Source organism: Rhizobium sp. 10N427, from assembly GCF_056394605.1.
In genome coordinates this window covers 275995-294313 of the sequence record NZ_JBFTID010000001.1, presented here as the reverse complement: position 1 = coordinate 294313, position 18319 = coordinate 275995, and the positions used below count along the sequence as shown (strand labels likewise).

Here is an 18319-nt window from a genome sequence, read left to right as displayed (position 1 = left end):
ATGCCGGTGACGTGTCGGATCGTTGAAGGCATGTTCGTCCTTGGGATRTCCATTCCATCAGCAAGGAGGAGAACACCATGCCGAGCACCATCCGTCTGCACCGTGTCCTGGCGACCAGTCCCGACAAGATCTACCGCGCCTTCATCGAGGCCGACGCGCTTGCCAAGTGGCTGCCGCCGAACGGCTTCGCCTGCACGGTCGATCATCTGGAAGCGTCTGTCGGCGGTACGTTCAGAATGTCATTCCGCAACTTCACGACAGGCGACAGCCATGCCTTCGGCGGCGAATATCGCGAGCTCGTGCCCGGCGAACGTGTTCGCTACACCGATGTTTTCGACGATCCCAACCTGCCCGGTGAAATGGAAGTCACCGTCATCCTGAAAAAGGTTTCTGTTGGTACCGAGGTCGATATCACTCAGGCGGGCGTTCCCGATCTCATCCCGGCCGAAGCCTGCTATCTCGGCTGGCAGGAATCGCTGAAGAACCTCGCCCGGCTGGTCGAGCCCGATATCCGGAACTGACGGATCCGGCCCAAAGCATCAGCCTGCGGCAACCGTTCCATCGACGAGGATGAAGGGGTGGCCGCGGGAGCATGTCTCGATCCGCGCTTCGACCTTGTAGACGTCCTTCAGCATGTTTGAGGTTATGACGTCGCGGGTCGGACCGCTCGTCGCCATCGCGCCATTGGCGATCACGATCGTGTTGTGGCAATAGCGCAGCGCATGATTGAGATCGTGCAGGGCGATCAGCACGATCATCCCCGTCCGGCTTGCCAGACCTTCGACGAAAGCCAGAACCTCGATCTGGCGATGCAGATCGAGTGCCGAGGTCGGCTCGTCCATCAAGAGAACTTCGGGTTTGCGGACCAGCGCCTGCGCCAGCGATACCAGCTGGCGCTGGCCGCCGGAAAGTTCGCCAAGTCCCCGGAAGGCAAGGTCATCGATCCTCAGGGCCTTCAGGATCGCGTCGATCTCATCGAGTTCTCCGTCCTGGACGCGCCATCCGCCGCCCTGCTTTGCCGAAAGCAGCACTGACTCGTAGACGGTCAGCACGGCGTTCGCGCCGGTATCCTGCGGCATGTAGCAGACAGCCCGGTCTCCGCGTTCGGTGCCAGACAGCTCGACCACGCCGGGCCCCGATATCAATCCGGCAATGCGCTTGAAGAGCGTTGACTTGCCCGCCGCATTCGGGCCGATGACGGCCGTCAGGCTGCCGCTTTCGAGCGTACCAATGCCGATTTTCGACAGAACGGTGACGCGGCCATAATTGGCGCCGACGTCTCTGAGTGCCAGCTCTACCAAGACCGTCTCCTGTTGCTGAAGATGAGCGCGAAGAAGAAGGGAACGCCGACCACCGCCGTGATCACGCCGATCGGCAGGATCGCTCCCGGAATGAGCATCTTGCTGACGACCGATGTCGCCGACAGCAGCAGCGCGCCGCAGATCACCGAGCCAGGCAGGAAGAAGCGTTGGTCCTCGCCGACGACCATGCGGGCGATATGTGGACCGACGAGACCGATGAAGCCGATCGTGCCGACGAAGGAGACCGGAATGGCGGCAAGCAGGCTGACGGTCAGCATCGTTCGCAGACGCAGGCGGCGGACATTGACGCCCATGCTGGCCGCCTTGTCGTCGCCGAGCCGCAATGCGGTCAGCGCCCAGGCATCGCGCATGAAGAGCGGCACTGTCACGACGAGCACGGCAGCCGTGACGTAGACCTTTGCCCATGTCGCCTTCGTCAGGCTGCCCATCGTCCAGAAGACCACCGCTGCCAGAGCCTGTTCCGAGGCGAGATATTCCAGCAGTGACAAGGCGGCGTTGAAGGAGAATACCAGCGCGATGCCGAGCAGCACGATGGTTTCGACGCTGACGCCGCGCATTGTTGATGCGAAATAGATGAAGAGCGATGCCAGCATCGCCATCAGGAAGGCGTTGATCGGAACCATATACTGGACGGCCGCCGGAAAGACGGCGACACCTGTTACCAGCGCCAGTGCTGCGCCGAAGCTTGCCGCCGCGGAAATCCCGAGCGTGAAGGGGCTGGCCAGCGGGTTCGACAGGATGGTCTGCATCTGCGCGCCGGCAACGGAAAGGGCCGCACCCACGGTGACCGCCATCAAGGCGATCGGCATGCGGATATCCCAGATGACGACCCTTAGCTGGTTGCCGGCGACTTCCGGGTTGAACAGGGCCAGAAGAACCTGGCGGATTTCGTAATTCGCCGGACCGAGTGCCATGTCGGCGGCGACGCTGACGCAGAGTGCTGCCGTCAATAGAACGAGGATGACGATCCGGCGGAAGGCGAGAGCGCGATAGCGCTCCCGCCCTGCGATGTCAGCGGTAAGAGCCGTCCCGGCCATCGGTTACTCGCCCTTCAGGGAGACGAAGTAGCCGGGCTTGTAGTCGAGCGGCAGGAAGCGCGCATGCAACTCCTTGAAGGTCGCTTCGGGATCGAGGTCCTTGAAGAGATCCGGATGCAGCCACTTGGCGATCTCCTGGATGGCGACGAACTGGTAGGGGTTGTTGTAGAACTGGTGCCAGATCGCATGGACATTTCCGTCTTCGACGGCCTTGACGCCGGTAAAGGCCGGGCGCTTGGTCAGGGCCTCGAGCTTGCGCTTGGCTTCTGTCAGATCGGCGCCGTAACCGACGCCAACCCAGGCGCCGCCAGGAACGAAGGCTTCCCACATGCCGCCGGTGACGATGATCTGATCCGGGTTCGAAGCGACGATCTGCTCCGGGTTTACCGTGCCGAAGGTTCCGGGAATGATATCCTTCGCCATGTTGGTGCCGCCGGCGATCTCGACCATCATGCCGAAATTCTCGTTTCCGAACGACATGCAGCAATCGTCGGAGTAGCCGCCTGCACGCTCGACGAAGACAACGGGGCGGGCGGGCTTGGCCGCTTCCAGCTTGTCGGTCACGACCTTGATGGAGTCAGCGCGGAACTTGATGAAGTCCTCTGCCAGCTGCTCCTTGCCCATCAGCTTGCCCATGACGCGCATGCTCGGCTCGGTGTTTTCCATCGGCTTTTCGCGGAAGTCGACATAGACGAGCGGAATGCCGACCTTGGCGAGCTTTTCGATATAGCCCGCTTCCTCGGTCGCCGTCTTGGCGTCGACATTCATCAGGATGACATCGGGCTTCAGGGTGACGGCTTGTTCGATGTCGAAGGTGCCGTCCTTCATGCCGCCGAAGGTCGGCAGCTTGGCGATATCAGGGTACTTGGCAAGATAGGCCCTGTAGGTCTCGGGATCGGCCTTGGGCAGATCGTCGCGCCAGCCGACGACGTGTTCGAATGGATTGGTCTTGTCGAGCGCCGCCAGGAAGTAGATCTGCCGTCCTTCGCCGAGAATGACGTGCTTGACGGGAACCTCGACCTCGACGTCGCGGCCGGTTACGTCCTTCAACGAAATCTTTTCGGCAAGTGCCGGCCAGACGGTGGCAAGCAGCAGTGCTGCAGAGAGGCCTGCGGCTTTGAATTGAATGTGCATTGAGTGGTCCCCCGTGAAAATCTAGGGGGCTCTATTATTTTATGATTGCAATAGTCAAGTTTTATCTTTTAGAGCAATTCAAGACTGAGAACGGATGAGCGGCAGAACCGGAATGAGCGCAGTGAACGGCACCAACTATCACCTGAAGGAGGAGATCAAGGCCTACTGGTCGGCGCGGGCCGCCACCTTCGATGCCTCTCCAGGGCATGAGATTTTTTCCGAGGACGAGCGCCGCGCCTGGCGCGATCTGATCGCCAAGCATCTCGGTCCCGGCGATGGCCGCGGCGCGCTCGACCTTGCCAGCGGTACCGCGGTGATCTCGCATCTGATGGACGACGCCGGTTACAAGGTAACGGGTCTCGACTGGTCGGAAGCCATGCTGGAGCGGGCGCGCGCCAAGGCCCGGCAGCGCGGCCGCGACATCCGTTTTCGCATCGCCGATGCCGAGCACACGATGGAGCCGGATGCCGCCTATGATGTGGTCATCACGCGCCATCTCGTCTGGACGCTGATCGATCCGGAGAGCTGTTTTCGCGAGTGGCTGCGGGTGCTGAAGCCCGGCGGCCGCCTGCTGATCGTCGATGGCGATTTCGTCAATACGGGACGGGCCGAACGCCTGCTCAAGAAGCTAGCAGGCATATTGGAGAAGGTGGGGCTCTTGCGGACCGACCCGAAGCACGCGCCGCCGGAGCTGACCGGAAAGCACGAAGAGATTCTCCGGCAGGTCTATTTCTCAGGCGGTGCGAGAGCCGATGAGGTCGCGGCCTTGCTCGCGGCCGCCGGCTTTCAGCGTATCGAGATCGACCGGGATCTGCGGCAGGTACACAAGGCGCAGGCCGCCAACTGGAATATCCTGAAAGCGGCCGCACGCGGGCTGCAGCATCGCTATGCCATCTGCTGCGAAAAGCCTTTCTGAGCAGACGTCCGGTTACCGGCCCTCGATACGGGCAAAGACCCGGTCGAGTGCTGCAGTCAAAGCGGTCTTGCCGCCATCGGCGTCGAAGTCGCGGAGAACCTGTTCATTCAATCCACCTCTGGTGGCAAATTCTTCGCTCAAGGCGTTGAAATCGCCGGCATGCGGGCCGTTGGCGCGCCGCGCCAGGCTCTCGAACAGCGGCGCGAGGTAGGCGCGGGCCTTCGTCCGCTCCAGTCCGTTGGTTTCCAGCCATCCGGTGGTGAATTCCATGATGCCGAAATAGGTCGACATCAACGCGCTTGCCGCAGCGAGGAGATCATATTCCTTGCGGGATTCGCACTGGACGGCCTTGCCAAGCGCGTCGAACATGGCAGCGACGGCGGGGTCCGGAGGATAGATGGCGGTCACGCCCTGGCGCTCGGCAACGAAGGGCAGGGGAATGGCCTGCACCAGATGGATATCGGTGCCGATCCATTTCAGCAGGACTTCGCGCTCGGTGGCGGCGATGATGCTGACCACCGACTGCCCCGGCTTGAACGTCAGTTCGCCGATGACGGCTTCGGCAACCTGCGGGCGGATCGCGAGGACCACGAGGTCGCTGCGATCGACGGCGGTCTGATTATCGGGCGCAACGCTGACGGCCGCGAACTCGCTGAACAGCCTTGCGGCAATCTCTGCATTCCGGGGCGAGAGATGGACTTCGGTGGGATAGGCGGGTTCGCTGAGCAGACCTCTGACCATCGCCTCCGTGATCGCGCCGGTACCGACGAAGCCTATGCTTTTCGCTTTCATGTCACACTCCGCAGCCTTTGATAGCGAGATCATAGGGGCAGCGCTTTGATCGCAAAAGGGCCGATGGCGGCCCTGTCCGAGAATAGTCCTCATTTTTCAGATATTTGTGTGAGTGACGTCGAGGCCTCGTCAGTCGATGACGCCCTGCCGCAAAGCGGCGGCCACCAGCGCAGTGTCCTTGTAGACCGCGAAATTCGTCTTCAGCGCCTCGATATGGGTGCGGACGGTGTGCACCGAACATCCGAGGATGAGGGCGATTTCCTGCGCCGTCTTTCCCGCGCACATCAGCGTGAGAATTTCCTTTTCCCGTTTGGTAACCTGAGCCGTCATCCCCTTTACATGGGATTTCGTCTCCCGGATTGCAGCCTTCTGCATCGAAATCCTGATGCATTCGCGATCGGTGAAAAACATCGTGATCCCGCTTGAAAACGTCTTTGGCAGAGCAATTTCTTCGTGACGCGAGGAGATAGATTCATGAACGTCTTGATTGTCGAAGATGAAGGGTTCATCGCCCTGGAACTGGAAAGAATTGCCGTCGAGGCTGGTCATCGCGCGCTTGGCCCGGCCTCGACGATCGAGCAGGCATTGGCTTTCGCGCCTCGGGCTGATGCCGCACTTGTCGATGTCGGGCTGTCGGACGGGACAAGCGGAACGCAACTCGCCCGGCGGCTGATCGACCGTTTCGGGATCAGCGTGATCTTCGTGACCGGCTCTCCGCAGGCGGTCTCGCAGGGTTTCGATGGCGCCTTCGCGGTGGTCGGCAAGCCGTTTACCGACGAGCGGATCCAGTCGGCGTTGCAAGCAGCGGACGATTGGCGGCGCGGGCATGTGATCCGCGCGGCGGCATTGTGATAGAACTGCGGGCGGGCGCCATCAATAGCGTCCGCCCGCTTGTAACATTAGTACTGCATCGCGTTGAGATCGGAGATTAGCGACGGTCCGGTCGGACGCCATCCGAGCACGGCCTGCGTCTTGGCGCTCGATGCCGGGAAGTCGATCGTGGTGAAGATCGACAGCCATCCGAAATGCGCTGCGGCTTCCTCACGGGAGATCGATCTGACCGGCAGCTTGAGGCCCCGGCCGATCGCCTCGGCGATCTCGCGTGCCTCTACGCCCTCTTCGGCGACGGCGTTGTAGCGCGCGCCACTTTCGGCTCGCTCGATCGCCAGACGGTAGAGACGGGCGACATCCGACAGATGCCCGGCCGGCCAGCGATTGCGTCCTTCGCCGACATAGGCCGCGAGGCCCTTCTGGCGGGTGATTTCGATCAGCGGCGTGATGAGCCCCTGCTTGAACGTGTCGTGCACCTGTGGAAGCCGGACGACGGAAAGATTGATGCCTTCATCCAGCAGCGTCTGCCCTGCAAGCTCGGACGCGACACGCGGGTTGGGGTGGCTGGTGTTGAACACGTCCTCGCTTCCCAATTCACCGAACTCGGCATTGCCCATGCCGGTGCCCGAGGTGATGATCAGCGGCCTGTCCGACCCGGCAAGTGCCGCACCCAACGCGGCGATCGCCCGGGCATCCTTCTGGCAATTTTCGGCGAACCGCGAGAAATCGTGGTCGAAGGCGGTGTGGATCACGCCATCTGCTTCCAGCGCGCCCTTGCGAAGGCTTTCGGGATCCTCGAGCGTCCCGCGATAGACCTTAGCGCCTGCGGCTTCGAGCGCGCGCGCGCCTTCGTCCGATCGAGTCATGCCGATGACCTCGTGGCCCGCGCCAATGAGTTCCGGCACCAGCGCCGAGCCGATAAAGCCGGTTGCTCCAGTCAAAAAAATGCGCACAGCAATGTCTCCTTGCGTGTTTTACTCCGAAGAGAATATCGGCTAGAGTTCATCCTGTTAAAGTAGTGACTTTATCCTATTATAATAGCTAACAGGATCACCATGCCGATCAACACGCCGGGCACGCTTGCAGCCTTCCTGAAAGACCGCCGTGTGAAACTCGATCCGTCCGCTTTCGGCCTGTCGGGCCGGCGGCGGACGCCCGGCTTGCGCCGTGAAGAAGTGGCGCAGCGGGCCAATATCAGCCCGACCTGGTACACCTGGCTGGAGCAGGGCCGCGGCGGGGCGCCGTCTGCGGATGTTCTCAACCGGATCGCCAACGGGCTGATGCTGACAGAGCCGGAGCGCGAGCACCTCTTCATGCTCGGGCTGGGGCGGCCTCCCGAAGTGCGCTACAGGCCGGCGGAAGGCGTGACCCCGCGGCTGCAACGTCTGCTGGATTCGCTTGAGGCAAGTCCTGCGCTGATCAAGACCGCGATGTGGGATGTGGTCGCATGGAACCGCGCTGCCGCCGTCGTGCTGACCGACTACGGCACGATTGCGCCGGAGAAACGCAATATCCTCAGACTGATATTCTCCAACCCGGCGATCCGCGCCAAGCAGCATGATTGGGAAACGCTTGCCAGCTTCGTGGTTGCCGCTTTCCGGGCGGATGTCGCGCGGGCCGGCGCCGGGTCTGAAGTCAGCAAGCTGGTCGAGGAACTGAGTGCCGTCAGCCCGGATTTCGAACGGCTCTGGCAGGAAAACGACGTCCGCGTGCATGGCGATGGCGTCAAGCGCCTAAAACATCCGAAATTGGGAACGATCGATCTCGAATATTCCGCCTTTGCCGTCGATGGCAGGCCGGATCTGGGGCTGGTGATTTACAATCCGGTCGATCCTGCGACCGCGGCCGAGATCCGCAAGCTTGCAAGTGAGAAGGAATAGCCGATCCGCTTTCGCCGGTTTTTGAAGCCAACGCCTCGAACAAATCCACGGGCGAGCAGCTTGGCGTCCCGTAATGCCGGGCAGACAGCGCCTTTGCGGTCGAGCCAAAGCTGCTAGAGCAATTTGTAAGTGCTGCCCGCGGCGGGCGCCATAGAATTTCCGGTGTGCGTCCCGAAAATAGAATACTAATTCTATATACTAAATTTATATGCCGCTACCGTTGTCACCATTAGTTATTGAGGGACAACAGATGAGCTTTACGGCAACGATTAAGACCCTGCTTCTTGCGAGCACCCTGTCCGTGTCGTTTACGGCACTGGCGGCTGCGGCAGACGAGGCTGCCAAACCGGTTCAGGGCGGCACGCTGATCTATCTTGAGCAGCAGCCGCATACCAATCTCTATCCGCCGGCCGGCGGCTTCTATCCGAACGGTGGCGTGCTCAATCAGATTACCGACAAGCTCACCTATCAGAATCCGAAGACACTTGAGATCGAGCCATGGATTGCCGAATCCTGGACCGTCAACGCCGAGGCCACCGAATATACGTTCAAGCTTCGCAAGGGCGTAACCTTCTCTGACGGCACGCCGCTCGACGCGGCCGCAGTTGCCAAGAACTACGATACGTTCGGTCTCGGCAACAAGGAGCTGAAGCAGCCGGTCTCGGAAGTCATCAACAATTACGACCGTTCCGAGGTCGTCGATCCTCTGACCGTCAAGTTCTATTTCAAGAAGCCGTCCCCAGGCTTCCTGCAGGGTACGTCGGTGATCGGCTCCGGCCTGGTATCGCTGAAGACGCTGGCGCTGCCTTTCGACCAGCTGGGTGACGCGACGAAGATCGTCGGTTCCGGCCCGTTCGTCGTTGACAGCGAGACACTCGGCAAGGAGCTGAACCTCAAGGTCCGCGGCGACTACGATTGGGGTCCGGCAAAGCAGGAGCATCAGGGCCGCGCCTATCTCGACGGCATCAAGTATATCATCACCGGCGAAGACAGCGTGCGTATCGGTGCGCTGCTCTCTGGCCAGGCGGATTTCATTCGCCAGGTACAGGCCTATGATGAAGAACAGGTCGAGAGCCAAGGCTACAAGATTTATGCAGCACCGACGCGCGGCGTGAACAACAGCGTCGTCTTCCGCCCTGACAATCCACTGGTGTCCGATGTCCGCGTCCGTCAGGCGCTGCTTCACGGTACCAACAGCGCGGAAATCATATCGACGCTGTTCTCGGCCAACTATCCGCAAGCCAAGTCGATCATCGCATCGACGGCGCAGGGCTATCTCGATCTGTCGCCGAAGCTGACCTACGATGCAGCCAAGGCCACCGAGCTGCTGGATCAAGCTGGCTGGAAGGTCGGCGCCAATGGCGTCCGCGAGAAGGATGGAAAGCAGCTGGTGCTGACCGCCTATGAATCTCCGCCGCAGCCGCAGAACAAGGCAACGCTGCAGCTTGTCGCGCAGCAATGGGCAAAGCTCGGCGTTACGCTGAATGTGCTGGCGGGTGATGCCGGCAGCAAGACCGTCGACGATCTCGATCCGGCCAAGACGCCGGTGTCGCCGGCAATGGTTGGCCGGGCCGATCCTGACGTCATCAAGAGCCAGTATTATCCGAAGAACCGCGACGTGCTGCGCCAGAAGGGCGGTCCGAGCGACAAGGTGAAATCCTTCGTCGATGACAAGCTGAACGGTCTTCTCGAGCAGCTTTCCTCGCAGCCCGATCGCGAAAAGCGTCTCGCCATCGCCGGCGAGGTCCAGAACTACGTGATCGATCAGGCCTATGCGATCCCGATCTTCGAGGAGCCGCAGGCCTTTGCCGGTGCGCCTTATGTGCAGGGCGTCGGTTTCGAAGCTGTCGGTCGCCCGAGCTTCTACAACACCTGGCTTGCTGAACACTGAAGGCCATGGCCCGGCGCAAGCCGGGCCACCCGTCACCTGAAAGGATCGGCATGACCCGCTACATCATATCCCGCATAGGACAGGCGCTGCTCGTTCTCTGGGCCGCCTTCACGATCTCCTTCGTGCTGCTGCAGGCGATGCCCGGTGATGCCGTTCTTATCAAATTCCAGAATCCGGAATACGGCCTCAGTCCCGAACAGATCGCTGATATCCGCGCCGCCTATGCGGCCGACGGGAGCGTGGTCAGCCAATATCTGCACACAGCCGGAAAATTCCTGATCGGTGACTTCGGTTATTCGCTGCAGGCAGGCGTTGCCGTCAGTGCGCAGCTCTCTGCCAGCCTGCCGCCGACGATCCGGCTGGCCGGCTTCGGCTTCATCGTCGCGGCGCTGATCGCGGTGCTGCTGGCGATCCTGTCCAACATCCATGGCTTCGGAAGATTGCGTAATGTCGTCCAATCCGTGCCTTCGCTCTTCGTTTCGGTGCCGACCTTCTGGCTCGGCATCATGCTGATCCAGATATTCTCGTTCCGGCTGCGTCTGGTGCCCGTCATCAATCCCGGCCCCTGGGAGGGCCTGATTCTGCCGGTTCTGACTGTAGCCATTCCGATCTCGGCGCCGCTGGCGCAGATCCTGCTGCGCAACATCGATCACGTTCAGACGCGGCCCTTCGTTGCCGTCGCCCGAGCAAAGGGTGCCTCGCATGCATGGGTGCTGTGGCGGCATGTGGCGAAGAACGCATTCCTGCCGGTTCTGACGGTTGCCGGTGTTCTGTTCGGCGAGCTTCTGGCGGGCGCCGTGATCACCGAGACGGTCTTCGGCTTGAACGGGCTCGGCAGTCTTACCGAACAGGCGGTCAATTTTCAGGACGTCGCCGTCCTGCAGGCCATCGTCGTTCTCTCGGCGGCGGCGTTCGTCACCATCAATCTCGCGATCGATCTTCTTTATCCGATCATCGATCCGCGGCTCAAAACAAGGCCGGAGACCGCTCGATGACCAGCCTCGATGTCGCTGAACGCCATCTCGACCTGGAGACGGCAGAGACCAACGATTGGCTGCCGAGCCAAACCGCCGAAGATGCCACGCCGCGCCGAAGCAGCCGGAAGATCGATATCAGCCTTCTGCTGGCAGGCGCGGTGCTGGTCATCGTGCTTCTCTTCGCGGTCGCACCCCAGCTGTTCACCGCCTACGATCCGATCAAGGGTCTGCCAGGGCAGCAGCTGAAACCGCCGAGCGCCGCGCATCTGCTGGGAACCGATTCACTTGGCCGCGATCTTTATGCGCGCCTGGTGTACGGCGCGGTCCACTCTCTGTCGGGCGCGCTTGCAGCCGTCGGTATCGGGCTTTTCGCCGGTACAGCGCTCGGTGTTCTCGCAGGCTCGATCGGCGGGCGCACGGACACGGCCATCATGCGTCTTGCCGACGTTCTGCTGTCGATACCGGCGCTGCTGCTCTCCCTGAGCATCATTATTCTCTTGGGTTTCGGGACGATCAACGCGGCGATCGCCGTTGGTATCACTTCGGTCGCGAGCTTTGCCCGTATCGTGCGTTCCGAAGTCATCACTGTTCGCCGCAGCGAATATGTCGAAGCGGCCTTCGGCAGCGGCGGTACCTTCCTCAGCGTGCTGATCCGCCACGTGCTTCCCAACTCCCTGACCTCGGTCATCGCCTTTGCAGCACTGCAGGTCGGCTGGGCAATCCTGCAGCTCTCGACCCTTGGCTTCCTCGGTTACGGCGCACCGCCGCCGACGCCGGAATGGGGGCTGCTGATCGCCGAGGGCCGCAATTATATCGCAACCGCCTGGTGGCTGACGGCTGCCCCTGGCATCGCCGTGGTTCTGGTGGTGCTCTCCGTCAATCGCATCAGCCAGGCATTTGGAAGGATAGAGAGATGACGATACAGCCTGTCGACCTGCCGAAAGCAGCTGTCCCACCGTCTCCTGTTCTCGCCGTCTCCGGCCTGACTGTCAGCTACAGCGACAGGAACGGCGCGCGCACCGCTGTCCATGGCATCGATTTCCACGTCAACCCGGGAGAAGTCGTCGCGCTGGTGGGCGAATCCGGTTCGGGCAAAAGCTCGACGGCGCAGGCGATCATCGGGCTGCTGCCGGAAAACGGGAAACTTGAGAGCGGCAGCATCCGCCTGAACGATCAGGAGATCGCAGGCTGGCCGCAGCGGCGGCTGGACGGTATTCGCGGTTCGGTGATCAGCCTGATCCCTCAAGACCCCGGCAATTCGCTCAATCCGGTCAAGACGATCGGCAAGCAGGTGGCGGAAATTCTCGCCATTCATGGCGAAGCCTCCGGCCCTGTTGCCTATACGCAGGCGATCGCGCTTCTCGAACGCGTCGGGCTTAGCGAGCCGAAGCTGAGGGCGCAGCAATATCCACACGAACTTTCCGGTGGCATGAAGCAGCGGGTGCTGATCGCCATCGCCATCGCGTTGAAGCCGTCGCTCATCATCGCGGACGAGCCGACAAGCGCGCTTGATGTCACGGTACAGAAGCACATCCTCGACCTGATCGACGAGCTTCGCCGCGAGTATGGCACGGCAGTGCTTCTCGTTACCCACGATCTCGGTGTCGCCACCGATCGTTCCGACCGGCTGATCGTCCTCAAGCATGGCCGCATCCAGGAACAGGGCCGCACCCAGGATGTCATCGGCAATCCTCAGAATGCCTATACGCGCCAGCTGTTGTCGGATGCGCCGTCGCTGAATATCCGGCCGCGTCCGGCCACCGTGGCAAAGGAAACTCCCGCGACGGAAAGCGACGACATCATCGTCGTCGAAAACCTCGTCAAGGACTTCGGCCTTGGCGGCTATTCGCGCTTTTGCGCCGTCGACGATGTTTCCTTTCGCGTCCGGCGCGGGACGACGCATGCGCTGGTCGGCGAATCCGGTTCCGGCAAGACGACGAGCATCCGCATCGTCTCGGCATTCGAAAAGCCGAGCTCGGGCAGGGTCATCGTCGATGGGCTCGACCTTTCTACCTTGCGCGGGGAAACGCTGCGGCTGTTTCGCAGGAAGATTCAGCTCGTCTACCAGAACCCGTTCGGTTCGCTCGATCCGCGCCAGTCGATTGCCAGGATCGTCGAAGAGCCATTGCTGAATTTCGAGCCGGTTCCGCGCGCCGAGCGGACGGAGCGTGTCGCGGCGATCATCGAGAAAGTCGGCCTTCCGCCGGATGTCCTCGGCCGCCGCCCGCATGCCCTGTCGGGCGGGCAAAGACAGCGTGTCGCCATTGCCCGCGCGCTCATTCTGAACCCGCAGATCCTGGTGCTCGATGAGGCCGTGTCGGCGCTCGATGTCACCGTGCAGGCGCAGATTCTGGCGCTTCTCAGCAAACTGCAGCGCGAGCTCGGCCTGACCTATCTCTTCGTATCGCATGATCTGGCTGTCGTGCGGCAGATCGCCGATACCGTCTCGGTCTTGAGCGGCGGCAAGCTCGTGGACAGCGGCGCGGTCGGCGATGTCTTCGGCAACCCGGCGAGCGCCTATACCCGCGAACTCATCGAGGCGATCCCCGGAAAGAAGCACCGGCTGCCAGCAAAGCCATTTCCCCTGATCAGCACAGGAACACAGCAATGACGCCATCAACCGCACCGAAACGCCTGGGTTTCTTCAGCCGTATCCTCGATCAGGCCGATGCTGCGACCCGCTACCGGCTGGCCGCCGAGCAGGTCATTCATGCCGAGAAATTCGGGTTCGATACGGCATGGGTGGCACAGCACCATTTCAATGGAGATGAGGGCGGTCTTCCTGCGCCATTGATCTTTCTGGCGGAACTCTCCGCCCGAACCTCGCGCATCCGGCTTGGAACCGGTGTGATCACATTGCCGATGGAAAGTGCCGTCCGCGTCGCGGAGGACACGGCAGTGCTTGATATACTCTCGAACGGCCGCCTCGAAGTCGGCTTCGGTACTGGCGGAACTCCAGCTGCCTTCCTCCCCTTCGGGCTGGAAACGGGCGATCGCGCCGCCGTCTATGCGAAAAGCCTCGCAACGGTGCGAGATGCTTGGGCCGGGCGGGAGCTGACGGGCGGCAATCATCTTTATCCGGCAGCCCCGCATCTTCTCGAGCGCGTGTGGCAGGCAACGTTCTCGGTTGGCGGCGGAATCCGGGCCGGCCAGGATGGTGACGGATTGATGCTGTCGCGCACCCAGCCCCGGCCGGCAGAGGCGCCGGATGCAACGCTCTGGGAGCTGCAGAATCCGATCATCGACGCCTATCTTAAGGCGCTGCCGAAGGAACGGCAGCCGCGCATTCTCGGTTCGCGCAGCCTGTTCGTTGCCGACGATCGCAAGGAGGCTTTGCATCTGGCGGAAATCGGCCTGCAGCGCAGCGTCGAGCGCTTCATTGCCAGCGGTCATAAGATCGCAAGCACCAGGACAGAGGATCTCATCAGGGCCTTCGACGTGCATGTCGGTACGCCCGACGATGTGATCGCGTCGTTGAAGGCTGACACCGCGTTGGAACGCGTCACTGACCTCGTCTTCCAGGTCCATTCGGTCGATCCGCCACACGCCTACATCCTGCGCTCGCTGGAATTGATAGCCAGCGAGGTCGCTCCCGCGCTCGGCTGGGTTCGACGCGGACCCGCCGCCCACGAGCGGCGCCTCGCTACAGCATAATCACCGCCAGAAAAGGTATGAATCCATGAGTTCTTCCACACCCGATATCATTGATCTGCTAGCCGGTATCAAGCCGGGGTCTTTTCTCGACCGTCTCCGTGCCGAACGTCCGGAGACGCGGCTGAATGCGCAGAAAAGCTATCTCGCGCTCTTCGAGCCGGTGTCCGACGATCACGTAACGCGTGCCGAGCGGCTCGCGATCGCCGCATTCGTCAGCGGCCTGCACCGCTCCGGGACGGCGTCGGCCTTCTACGCCGGCGGTTTGTCCGAGCTGCAGGGCGGCGCGTCGCTCGCAGCTGCGATCCAGACGGAGATTGAAAAAGGCGCGGCAGATGGCCCTTACGGCCGCTATCCGGCCGGTCCGCTGTCGGCGGAAGATGCTCCAGGCCTGACCTATGCCGTCTCGGATTTCAGCCGCGCCGTGATCGGCGCCAAGCTGTCGGCGGCTCTCGAACACACGCATCTGCTGGTCTTCCGTCCGCGCGAAGCAAGCCCGGATGCGCTGCAGAAGCTGATTGATGCAGGCTGGACCACGACCGGTATCGTCACCCTGTCGCAGATCGTCGCGTTCCTGTCGTTTCAGATTCGCGTTGCTGCCGGCCTTTCCGCGCTCGGCGCGGCGGGCGAGGGCAGCGTCACGCGTGCGGCAGCGGAATAAGGAGAAACGTCATGACCGATACCGTCAATCATCCTGAGATCGACAATCGCCCCAACGCATTTACCCAATCCGAGATTGGCTGGACACCGTGGCTGACGCCGCTGGAAGAAAGCGAACTCACCGAGCGGCACTGGGCGGGTCTCGTCGATGCCTCGCGCTCCAAGTCTCCCTATTTCATGCTGCTGGCCCGCGATCCGGAAATTCTCGAAGCGAGGACGAAGACCGATAAGGATATCTTCTACAATACGCGCGCCGGCTTGCCGCGGGCCGATCGGGAGCTTTCGGCCGCCGCCGCATCCCGCAGCAACGGCTGCATCTTCTGCGCCTCGGTGCATTCGCGGTTCGCGTCCCATCATTCGAAACGCACGGCCGACGTTCAGCGACTGCTCGACGAAGGCGTCGAGGCCGAGCTCGGCAGCCGCCGCTGGAACGCCGTCGCCGAGGTTTCGGCGGCCTTGACGGCCACGCCTTCGCGCTTTGGCCCGGCGGAGATTGCCCGCCTGCGTGAAGAGGGCTTCGATGATCTGGAGATTGCCGACGCCATTCACGGCACCGCCTTTTTCAACTGGGCGAACCGCCTGATGCTGTCGCTCGGCGAGCCGACCCCGGCGGCTGCATAAACTGCGCCGGACCCGGCCGGGTAAGCCTGGCCGGGCTCTACCGCTCCATCTGGCACCAGGCGGCCAGCAGGGGCCGCGAGGTGCAGCGCATCGCCACGGTGTGTCCGGCCTCGTTGTAGAAGGCCGACCCCGGCGAAGCCTGCTGCCAGCCTTTTTCGTCGCAGAGGAATTCGCAGTCCGACAGCGCCAGGAAAACCCGGGCACGGTATTGGACATGATCGGGGAAGCGGCTGTAGGGCTCCATGATCGTCAGCCCGAGCGTGACATCGTCGCGCTCTTCGAGGCCCGCCGCTCCGGCGATGACGGCATGGGCGTGTGCCTTTTCGATATTCATGCTGGCGAAGGGACCGGTCGAGCTCGACGACCAATCGAGGCTCTTGGCCAGATCGTTGATCGCGGCGGCAACTTCCGCGAAAGCCCGGCCTTTCTGCGTCAGCTGGCGCAGGGCGAACTGCAGCTGCGGCCCAAGCCGCAGATGTGAGGCGGGCCGGCTGGAAACGGCGCCGGGATACTGCAGCTGATGAAAGATCTTGCCGGCAACGAATTTCTCCATCATCGGCGTATCGCCCGAAAGCATCAGATTGCCGATCGCACCGATGAGACGCTGAACCTCGACCGGCCTGCGGGAGCGGCTGACCGGGTAGGCGCCTTCGACCCGCGAACCACGATGCAGCAGGAGGTCGGCGTCCCGCCTCAGATTGGATTTCGACATGCGAGAAGTGTCCCCACGCGGCGCGGCTCTTTTCGGCCCGGTCCGTTCGCTCGGCTCAGATATTCGAACCCTTGCATCAACACGAATGCCGGCTATCGGTCAAGCGCGCGCTACGGCGATGGTCACTCGCCGAAGGCTACGCCGCCAGAGGCGTCCCTGGCGGCGTGTTTTTTCTCTAGGACACGACCTTGATGTGCCCCTTCATGTTGGGATGGAAGCGGCAGAAATATTCCACCGTGTCACCGGCGGTGACCAGGTGCGTCGCTTTCTGGCCGGCGGGGATGGTCACCTCCCAGCCGCCGTTGACGGTGGCGGTATGATCGAACGGATCCTTATTCTTCCATTCGATGGTCTCGCCGACTTTCGCCTCGGTGTCTGCAGGCGAGAAGCCGAGATTTTCGACCGTCACATGTATCTTGCCGTTATGGGCGCGCGCCAGCGATGCGCCGGCCGCAACGACTACTCCCGTCAGCAGGAAGCTTCTGCACTTCATCGGCACTGAGATCATTTCAGCTCCATGGCAACATGCTCGGCATGCTGCTCATGCCCCTGGAACAGCTTCAGCCCGGTTTCGAGCAGGCTTTTGAGGTCCTTGTTCTCTGCCGATGGGATAAGGACGGTTTCCAGCGCGCCGTTGACCTGCTTGTGATAGGCAACCTCGTTGTCGATGTAGGCCTTGTCGAAGGCGGCGCCGTCCAGCTTGCTGAGTTCGGTCTGCTTTTCCTTGGCGGCCTTTGCAAGCGCCTGGCTCGTCGGGTTGTCTTCAGGCGTGACCTTCAGCTTTTTGACGAGCGCGAGCGCCTTTTCGTTGACCGCTTCATGGTCCTTTTTCATCGATTGCGCGAATGCCTCGACGTCCTTGTTCTTGGTCTTCGAAAGGGCAAGCTTGGCGGCGTCCACGTCGATCGCGCCTGCCGTATAGGCGATATGGGCGATCTGCGGATCGGTCGGCTTGTCGGCTGCGAGCGATTGGCCGGCGGCGAGGAGAAGGCAGCTCGTAGCGATGGCGGAAATGAAGGTTTTAATCGGGATCTCCTTGGCGCGGCGGGATCGCCGGCGCCTGTTTCAACGTACGCAGCATTGGATGCCGCGCCGCCGGAGAGGTTCCCGTCAGTTCTTCAGCCCGAGTTTGGCGATCACGGCTTCGGTCAACCGCTCGCAGCGCCTGCCGGCGAAGGGGAAGGCGTCCATCAGGATCGGCCCGATCTGCTCTTCCAGCTGCTTGCGAATGAGTTTGCGGGCGCGGTGAAGCCGCGTCTTGACCGTTGCCGCGGGAATATCGAGCAGCGTGGCCGTCTCTCCGATATCCAGCCCCTCGATGACGCGGGCAACGAACACGATGCGAAAGTCCTCCGGAAGGGCATCGGTTGCCTGCTCTACGAGCTGAAGAAGCTGTCGCTGCGCCATGCCGCGCTCCGGGTCGATGGTGGATGATGAAGGGTGGAGCGCGATGATCTCGGCTTGCGGCTGGCCAGACGGAGGGATCGAGCGTTTGAGCCGCTTTTCGGCGCGCAACCGCATGAAGGCAGTATTCAGTGCGATACGCGAAAGCCAGGTCGAGAGCGACGCCGCGCCGTCGAAATCGGAAAGCTTTGAAAAGGCCTGGAGATAGGTGTCCTGCAGCGCTTCCTCTGCTTCCGCATTGCTGTGAAGAACCGCCCGGACAAGCCGGTAGAGCCGCTGATTGTGAAACCGGATGATCTCGCGGATCGCCTGCGCGTCGCCTGTGGACGCCCGGCGGACAAGTATTGCTTCGTCGGTGGCGAAGGATAGTCGCGGTGAATTCTCGAACGCCTGCATCTGGCTTCTCGTTGTGGAAGCTTATTTGATGCTGGGCCGCGTGCAAGGTTTCCGCGAGTGCCGATTTTACAAGGCGACGCCTCTGTCGCCTCATG

General features: G+C 61.9%; 21 protein-coding genes. 11 read left to right on the top strand and 10 right to left on the bottom strand.

Going from position 1 to position 18319, the window contains the following annotated elements; all coding sequences use genetic code 11:
* Positions 1–77 precede the first annotated feature (77 nt).
* A complete protein-coding gene (locus AC1DIJ_RS01280; RefSeq protein ID WP_112388532.1) occupies positions 78–521 on the top strand; it encodes an SRPBCC family protein in 444 nt (147 codons plus the stop codon).
* Positions 522–539: 18 nt separating this feature from the next.
* Here AC1DIJ_RS01280 and AC1DIJ_RS01275 read toward each other — a convergent pair whose 3' ends face one another.
* The 3 genes from AC1DIJ_RS01275 to AC1DIJ_RS01265 are packed head-to-tail and all read right to left on the bottom strand — an operon-like array spanning position 540 to position 3493.
* A complete protein-coding gene (locus AC1DIJ_RS01275) occupies positions 540–1301 on the bottom strand; it encodes an ABC transporter ATP-binding protein (RefSeq protein WP_112388531.1) in 762 nt (253 codons plus the stop codon).
* Positions 1295–2359 carry a FecCD family ABC transporter permease gene (locus tag AC1DIJ_RS01270; protein ID WP_112388530.1) on the bottom strand — a complete coding sequence of 355 codons (1065 nt, stop codon included), beginning with the start codon at positions 2357–2359 and terminating at the stop codon, positions 1295–1297. The genes AC1DIJ_RS01275 and AC1DIJ_RS01270 overlap by 7 nt, the downstream gene beginning before the upstream one ends.
* Positions 2360–2362: 3 nt before the next feature.
* Entirely contained in the window at positions 2363–3493 is a 1131-nt protein-coding gene (locus tag AC1DIJ_RS01265) for an ABC transporter substrate-binding protein (protein ID WP_112388529.1), read from the bottom strand.
* 112 nt (positions 3494–3605) lie between these two features.
* On the opposite strand from AC1DIJ_RS01265, the gene AC1DIJ_RS01260 reads away from it, so the two are divergent.
* Positions 3606–4409, top strand: a complete 804-nt coding sequence (locus tag AC1DIJ_RS01260; RefSeq protein WP_112389011.1) for a class I SAM-dependent methyltransferase — start codon at positions 3606–3608, stop codon at positions 4407–4409.
* Positions 4410–4421: 12 nt separating this feature from the next.
* On the opposite strand, the gene AC1DIJ_RS01255 is transcribed toward AC1DIJ_RS01260, so the two are convergent.
* Together AC1DIJ_RS01255 and AC1DIJ_RS01250 are read right to left on the bottom strand one after the other, a co-directional pair.
* Complete coding sequence (locus AC1DIJ_RS01255) at positions 4422–5201, bottom strand: pyrroline-5-carboxylate reductase (protein WP_112388528.1); 780 nt, start codon at positions 5199–5201, stop codon at positions 4422–4424.
* 129 nt (positions 5202–5330) lie between these two features.
* A complete protein-coding gene (locus AC1DIJ_RS01250) occupies positions 5331–5612 on the bottom strand; it encodes a response regulator transcription factor (protein ID WP_405049559.1) in 282 nt (93 codons plus the stop codon).
* Between the two features lie 63 nt (positions 5613–5675).
* On the opposite strand from AC1DIJ_RS01250, the gene AC1DIJ_RS01245 reads away from it, so the two are divergent.
* Positions 5676–6053, top strand: a complete 378-nt coding sequence (locus AC1DIJ_RS01245; RefSeq protein WP_112388527.1) for a response regulator — start codon at positions 5676–5678, stop codon at positions 6051–6053.
* Positions 6054–6100: 47 nt separating this feature from the next.
* Here AC1DIJ_RS01245 and AC1DIJ_RS01240 read toward each other — a convergent pair whose 3' ends face one another.
* The gene (locus AC1DIJ_RS01240; RefSeq protein WP_112388526.1) at positions 6101–6985 is read right to left on the bottom strand and encodes an SDR family oxidoreductase; all 885 of its coding nucleotides are present in this window, start codon (positions 6983–6985) and stop codon (positions 6101–6103) included.
* Between the two features lie 102 nt (positions 6986–7087).
* Between AC1DIJ_RS01240 and AC1DIJ_RS01235 the strand changes: the two genes are divergently transcribed.
* The 8 genes from AC1DIJ_RS01235 (at position 7088) to AC1DIJ_RS01200 (ending at position 15712) form a co-directional block, all read left to right on the top strand.
* Positions 7088–7912 (top strand): helix-turn-helix transcriptional regulator, encoded by an 825-nt coding sequence (locus tag AC1DIJ_RS01235; protein ID WP_162705999.1) that lies wholly within the window; start codon positions 7088–7090, stop codon positions 7910–7912.
* A gap of 250 nt (positions 7913–8162) precedes the next feature.
* Complete coding sequence (locus AC1DIJ_RS01230; RefSeq protein ID WP_112388524.1) at positions 8163–9803, top strand: TIGR04028 family ABC transporter substrate-binding protein; 1641 nt, start codon at positions 8163–8165, stop codon at positions 9801–9803.
* 50 nt (positions 9804–9853) lie between these two features.
* Complete coding sequence (locus AC1DIJ_RS01225; protein ID WP_112388523.1) at positions 9854–10798, top strand: ABC transporter permease; 945 nt, start codon at positions 9854–9856, stop codon at positions 10796–10798.
* Positions 10795–11697: an ABC transporter permease gene (locus tag AC1DIJ_RS01220; RefSeq protein ID WP_112388522.1), complete on the top strand. Its 903-nt coding sequence runs from the start codon at positions 10795–10797 to the stop codon at positions 11695–11697. Before AC1DIJ_RS01225 ends, AC1DIJ_RS01220 begins: the two co-directional genes overlap by 4 nt.
* Entirely contained in the window at positions 11694–13391 is a 1698-nt protein-coding gene (locus tag AC1DIJ_RS01215) for a dipeptide ABC transporter ATP-binding protein (RefSeq protein WP_112388521.1), read from the top strand. Before AC1DIJ_RS01220 ends, AC1DIJ_RS01215 begins: the two co-directional genes overlap by 4 nt.
* A complete protein-coding gene (locus tag AC1DIJ_RS01210) occupies positions 13388–14434 on the top strand; it encodes a putative FMN-dependent luciferase-like monooxygenase (protein ID WP_112388520.1) in 1047 nt (348 codons plus the stop codon). Before AC1DIJ_RS01215 ends, AC1DIJ_RS01210 begins: the two co-directional genes overlap by 4 nt.
* A 25-nt stretch (positions 14435–14459) precedes the next feature.
* Positions 14460–15092, top strand: a complete 633-nt coding sequence (locus AC1DIJ_RS01205) for a CMD domain protein (protein ID WP_112388519.1) — start codon at positions 14460–14462, stop codon at positions 15090–15092.
* Positions 15093–15103: 11 nt separating this feature from the next.
* On the top strand, positions 15104–15712 hold the full coding sequence (locus tag AC1DIJ_RS01200) for an alkylhydroperoxidase domain protein (RefSeq protein WP_112388518.1): 609 nt from the start codon (positions 15104–15106) through the stop codon (positions 15710–15712).
* A 37-nt stretch (positions 15713–15749) separates the two neighbouring features.
* Here AC1DIJ_RS01200 and AC1DIJ_RS01195 read toward each other — a convergent pair whose 3' ends face one another.
* The 4 genes from AC1DIJ_RS01195 to AC1DIJ_RS01180 form a co-directional block, all read right to left on the bottom strand.
* Complete coding sequence (locus AC1DIJ_RS01195) at positions 15750–16424, bottom strand: dimethylsulfonioproprionate lyase family protein (RefSeq protein WP_112388517.1); 675 nt, start codon at positions 16422–16424, stop codon at positions 15750–15752.
* A 175-nt stretch (positions 16425–16599) separates the two neighbouring features.
* On the bottom strand, positions 16600–16932 hold the full coding sequence (locus AC1DIJ_RS01190) for a cupredoxin domain-containing protein (protein WP_310290963.1): 333 nt from the start codon (positions 16930–16932) through the stop codon (positions 16600–16602).
* Positions 16929–17450, bottom strand: a complete 522-nt coding sequence (locus AC1DIJ_RS01185) for a DUF4142 domain-containing protein (protein ID WP_112388516.1) — start codon at positions 17448–17450, stop codon at positions 16929–16931. Before AC1DIJ_RS01185 ends, AC1DIJ_RS01190 begins: the two co-directional genes overlap by 4 nt.
* An 84-nt stretch (positions 17451–17534) precedes the next feature.
* Positions 17535–18224 (bottom strand): RNA polymerase sigma factor, encoded by a 690-nt coding sequence (locus AC1DIJ_RS01180; protein ID WP_112388515.1) that lies wholly within the window; start codon positions 18222–18224, stop codon positions 17535–17537.
* Positions 18225–18319 lie beyond the last annotated feature (95 nt).

What these genes read in the sequence shown, in the direction of transcription:
- AC1DIJ_RS01215 (WP_112388521.1), top strand. Translation starts at nt 11,694, where the DNA reads ATGACGATACAGCCTGTCGACCTGCCGAAAGCAGCTGTCCCACCGTCT.
- AC1DIJ_RS01255 (WP_112388528.1), bottom strand. Translation starts at nt 5,201, where the DNA reads ATGAAAGCGAAAAGCATAGGCTTCGTCGGTACCGGCGCGATCACGGAG.
- AC1DIJ_RS01235 (WP_162705999.1), top strand. Translation starts at nt 7,088, where the DNA reads ATGCCGATCAACACGCCGGGCACGCTTGCAGCCTTCCTGAAAGACCGC.
- AC1DIJ_RS01230 (WP_112388524.1), top strand. Translation starts at nt 8,163, where the DNA reads ATGAGCTTTACGGCAACGATTAAGACCCTGCTTCTTGCGAGCACCCTG.
- AC1DIJ_RS01270 (WP_112388530.1), bottom strand. Translation starts at nt 2,359, where the DNA reads ATGGCCGGGACGGCTCTTACCGCTGACATCGCAGGGCGGGAGCGCTAT.
- AC1DIJ_RS01245 (WP_112388527.1), top strand. Translation starts at nt 5,676, where the DNA reads ATGAACGTCTTGATTGTCGAAGATGAAGGGTTCATCGCCCTGGAACTG.
- AC1DIJ_RS01260 (WP_112389011.1), top strand. Translation starts at nt 3,606, where the DNA reads ATGAGCGCAGTGAACGGCACCAACTATCACCTGAAGGAGGAGATCAAG.
- AC1DIJ_RS01220 (WP_112388522.1), top strand. Translation starts at nt 10,795, where the DNA reads ATGACCAGCCTCGATGTCGCTGAACGCCATCTCGACCTGGAGACGGCA.
- AC1DIJ_RS01195 (WP_112388517.1), bottom strand. Translation starts at nt 16,424, where the DNA reads ATGTCGAAATCCAATCTGAGGCGGGACGCCGACCTCCTGCTGCATCGT.
- AC1DIJ_RS01205 (WP_112388519.1), top strand. Translation starts at nt 14,460, where the DNA reads ATGAGTTCTTCCACACCCGATATCATTGATCTGCTAGCCGGTATCAAG.
- AC1DIJ_RS01200 (WP_112388518.1), top strand. Translation starts at nt 15,104, where the DNA reads ATGACCGATACCGTCAATCATCCTGAGATCGACAATCGCCCCAACGCA.
- AC1DIJ_RS01250 (WP_405049559.1), bottom strand. Translation starts at nt 5,612, where the DNA reads ATGTTTTTCACCGATCGCGAATGCATCAGGATTTCGATGCAGAAGGCT.
- AC1DIJ_RS01265 (WP_112388529.1), bottom strand. Translation starts at nt 3,493, where the DNA reads ATGCACATTCAATTCAAAGCCGCAGGCCTCTCTGCAGCACTGCTGCTT.
- AC1DIJ_RS01210 (WP_112388520.1), top strand. Translation starts at nt 13,388, where the DNA reads ATGACGCCATCAACCGCACCGAAACGCCTGGGTTTCTTCAGCCGTATC.
- AC1DIJ_RS01225 (WP_112388523.1), top strand. Translation starts at nt 9,854, where the DNA reads ATGACCCGCTACATCATATCCCGCATAGGACAGGCGCTGCTCGTTCTC.
- AC1DIJ_RS01190 (WP_310290963.1), bottom strand. Translation starts at nt 16,932, where the DNA reads ATGATCTCAGTGCCGATGAAGTGCAGAAGCTTCCTGCTGACGGGAGTA.
- AC1DIJ_RS01180 (WP_112388515.1), bottom strand. Translation starts at nt 18,224, where the DNA reads ATGCAGGCGTTCGAGAATTCACCGCGACTATCCTTCGCCACCGACGAA.
- AC1DIJ_RS01280 (WP_112388532.1), top strand. Translation starts at nt 78, where the DNA reads ATGCCGAGCACCATCCGTCTGCACCGTGTCCTGGCGACCAGTCCCGAC.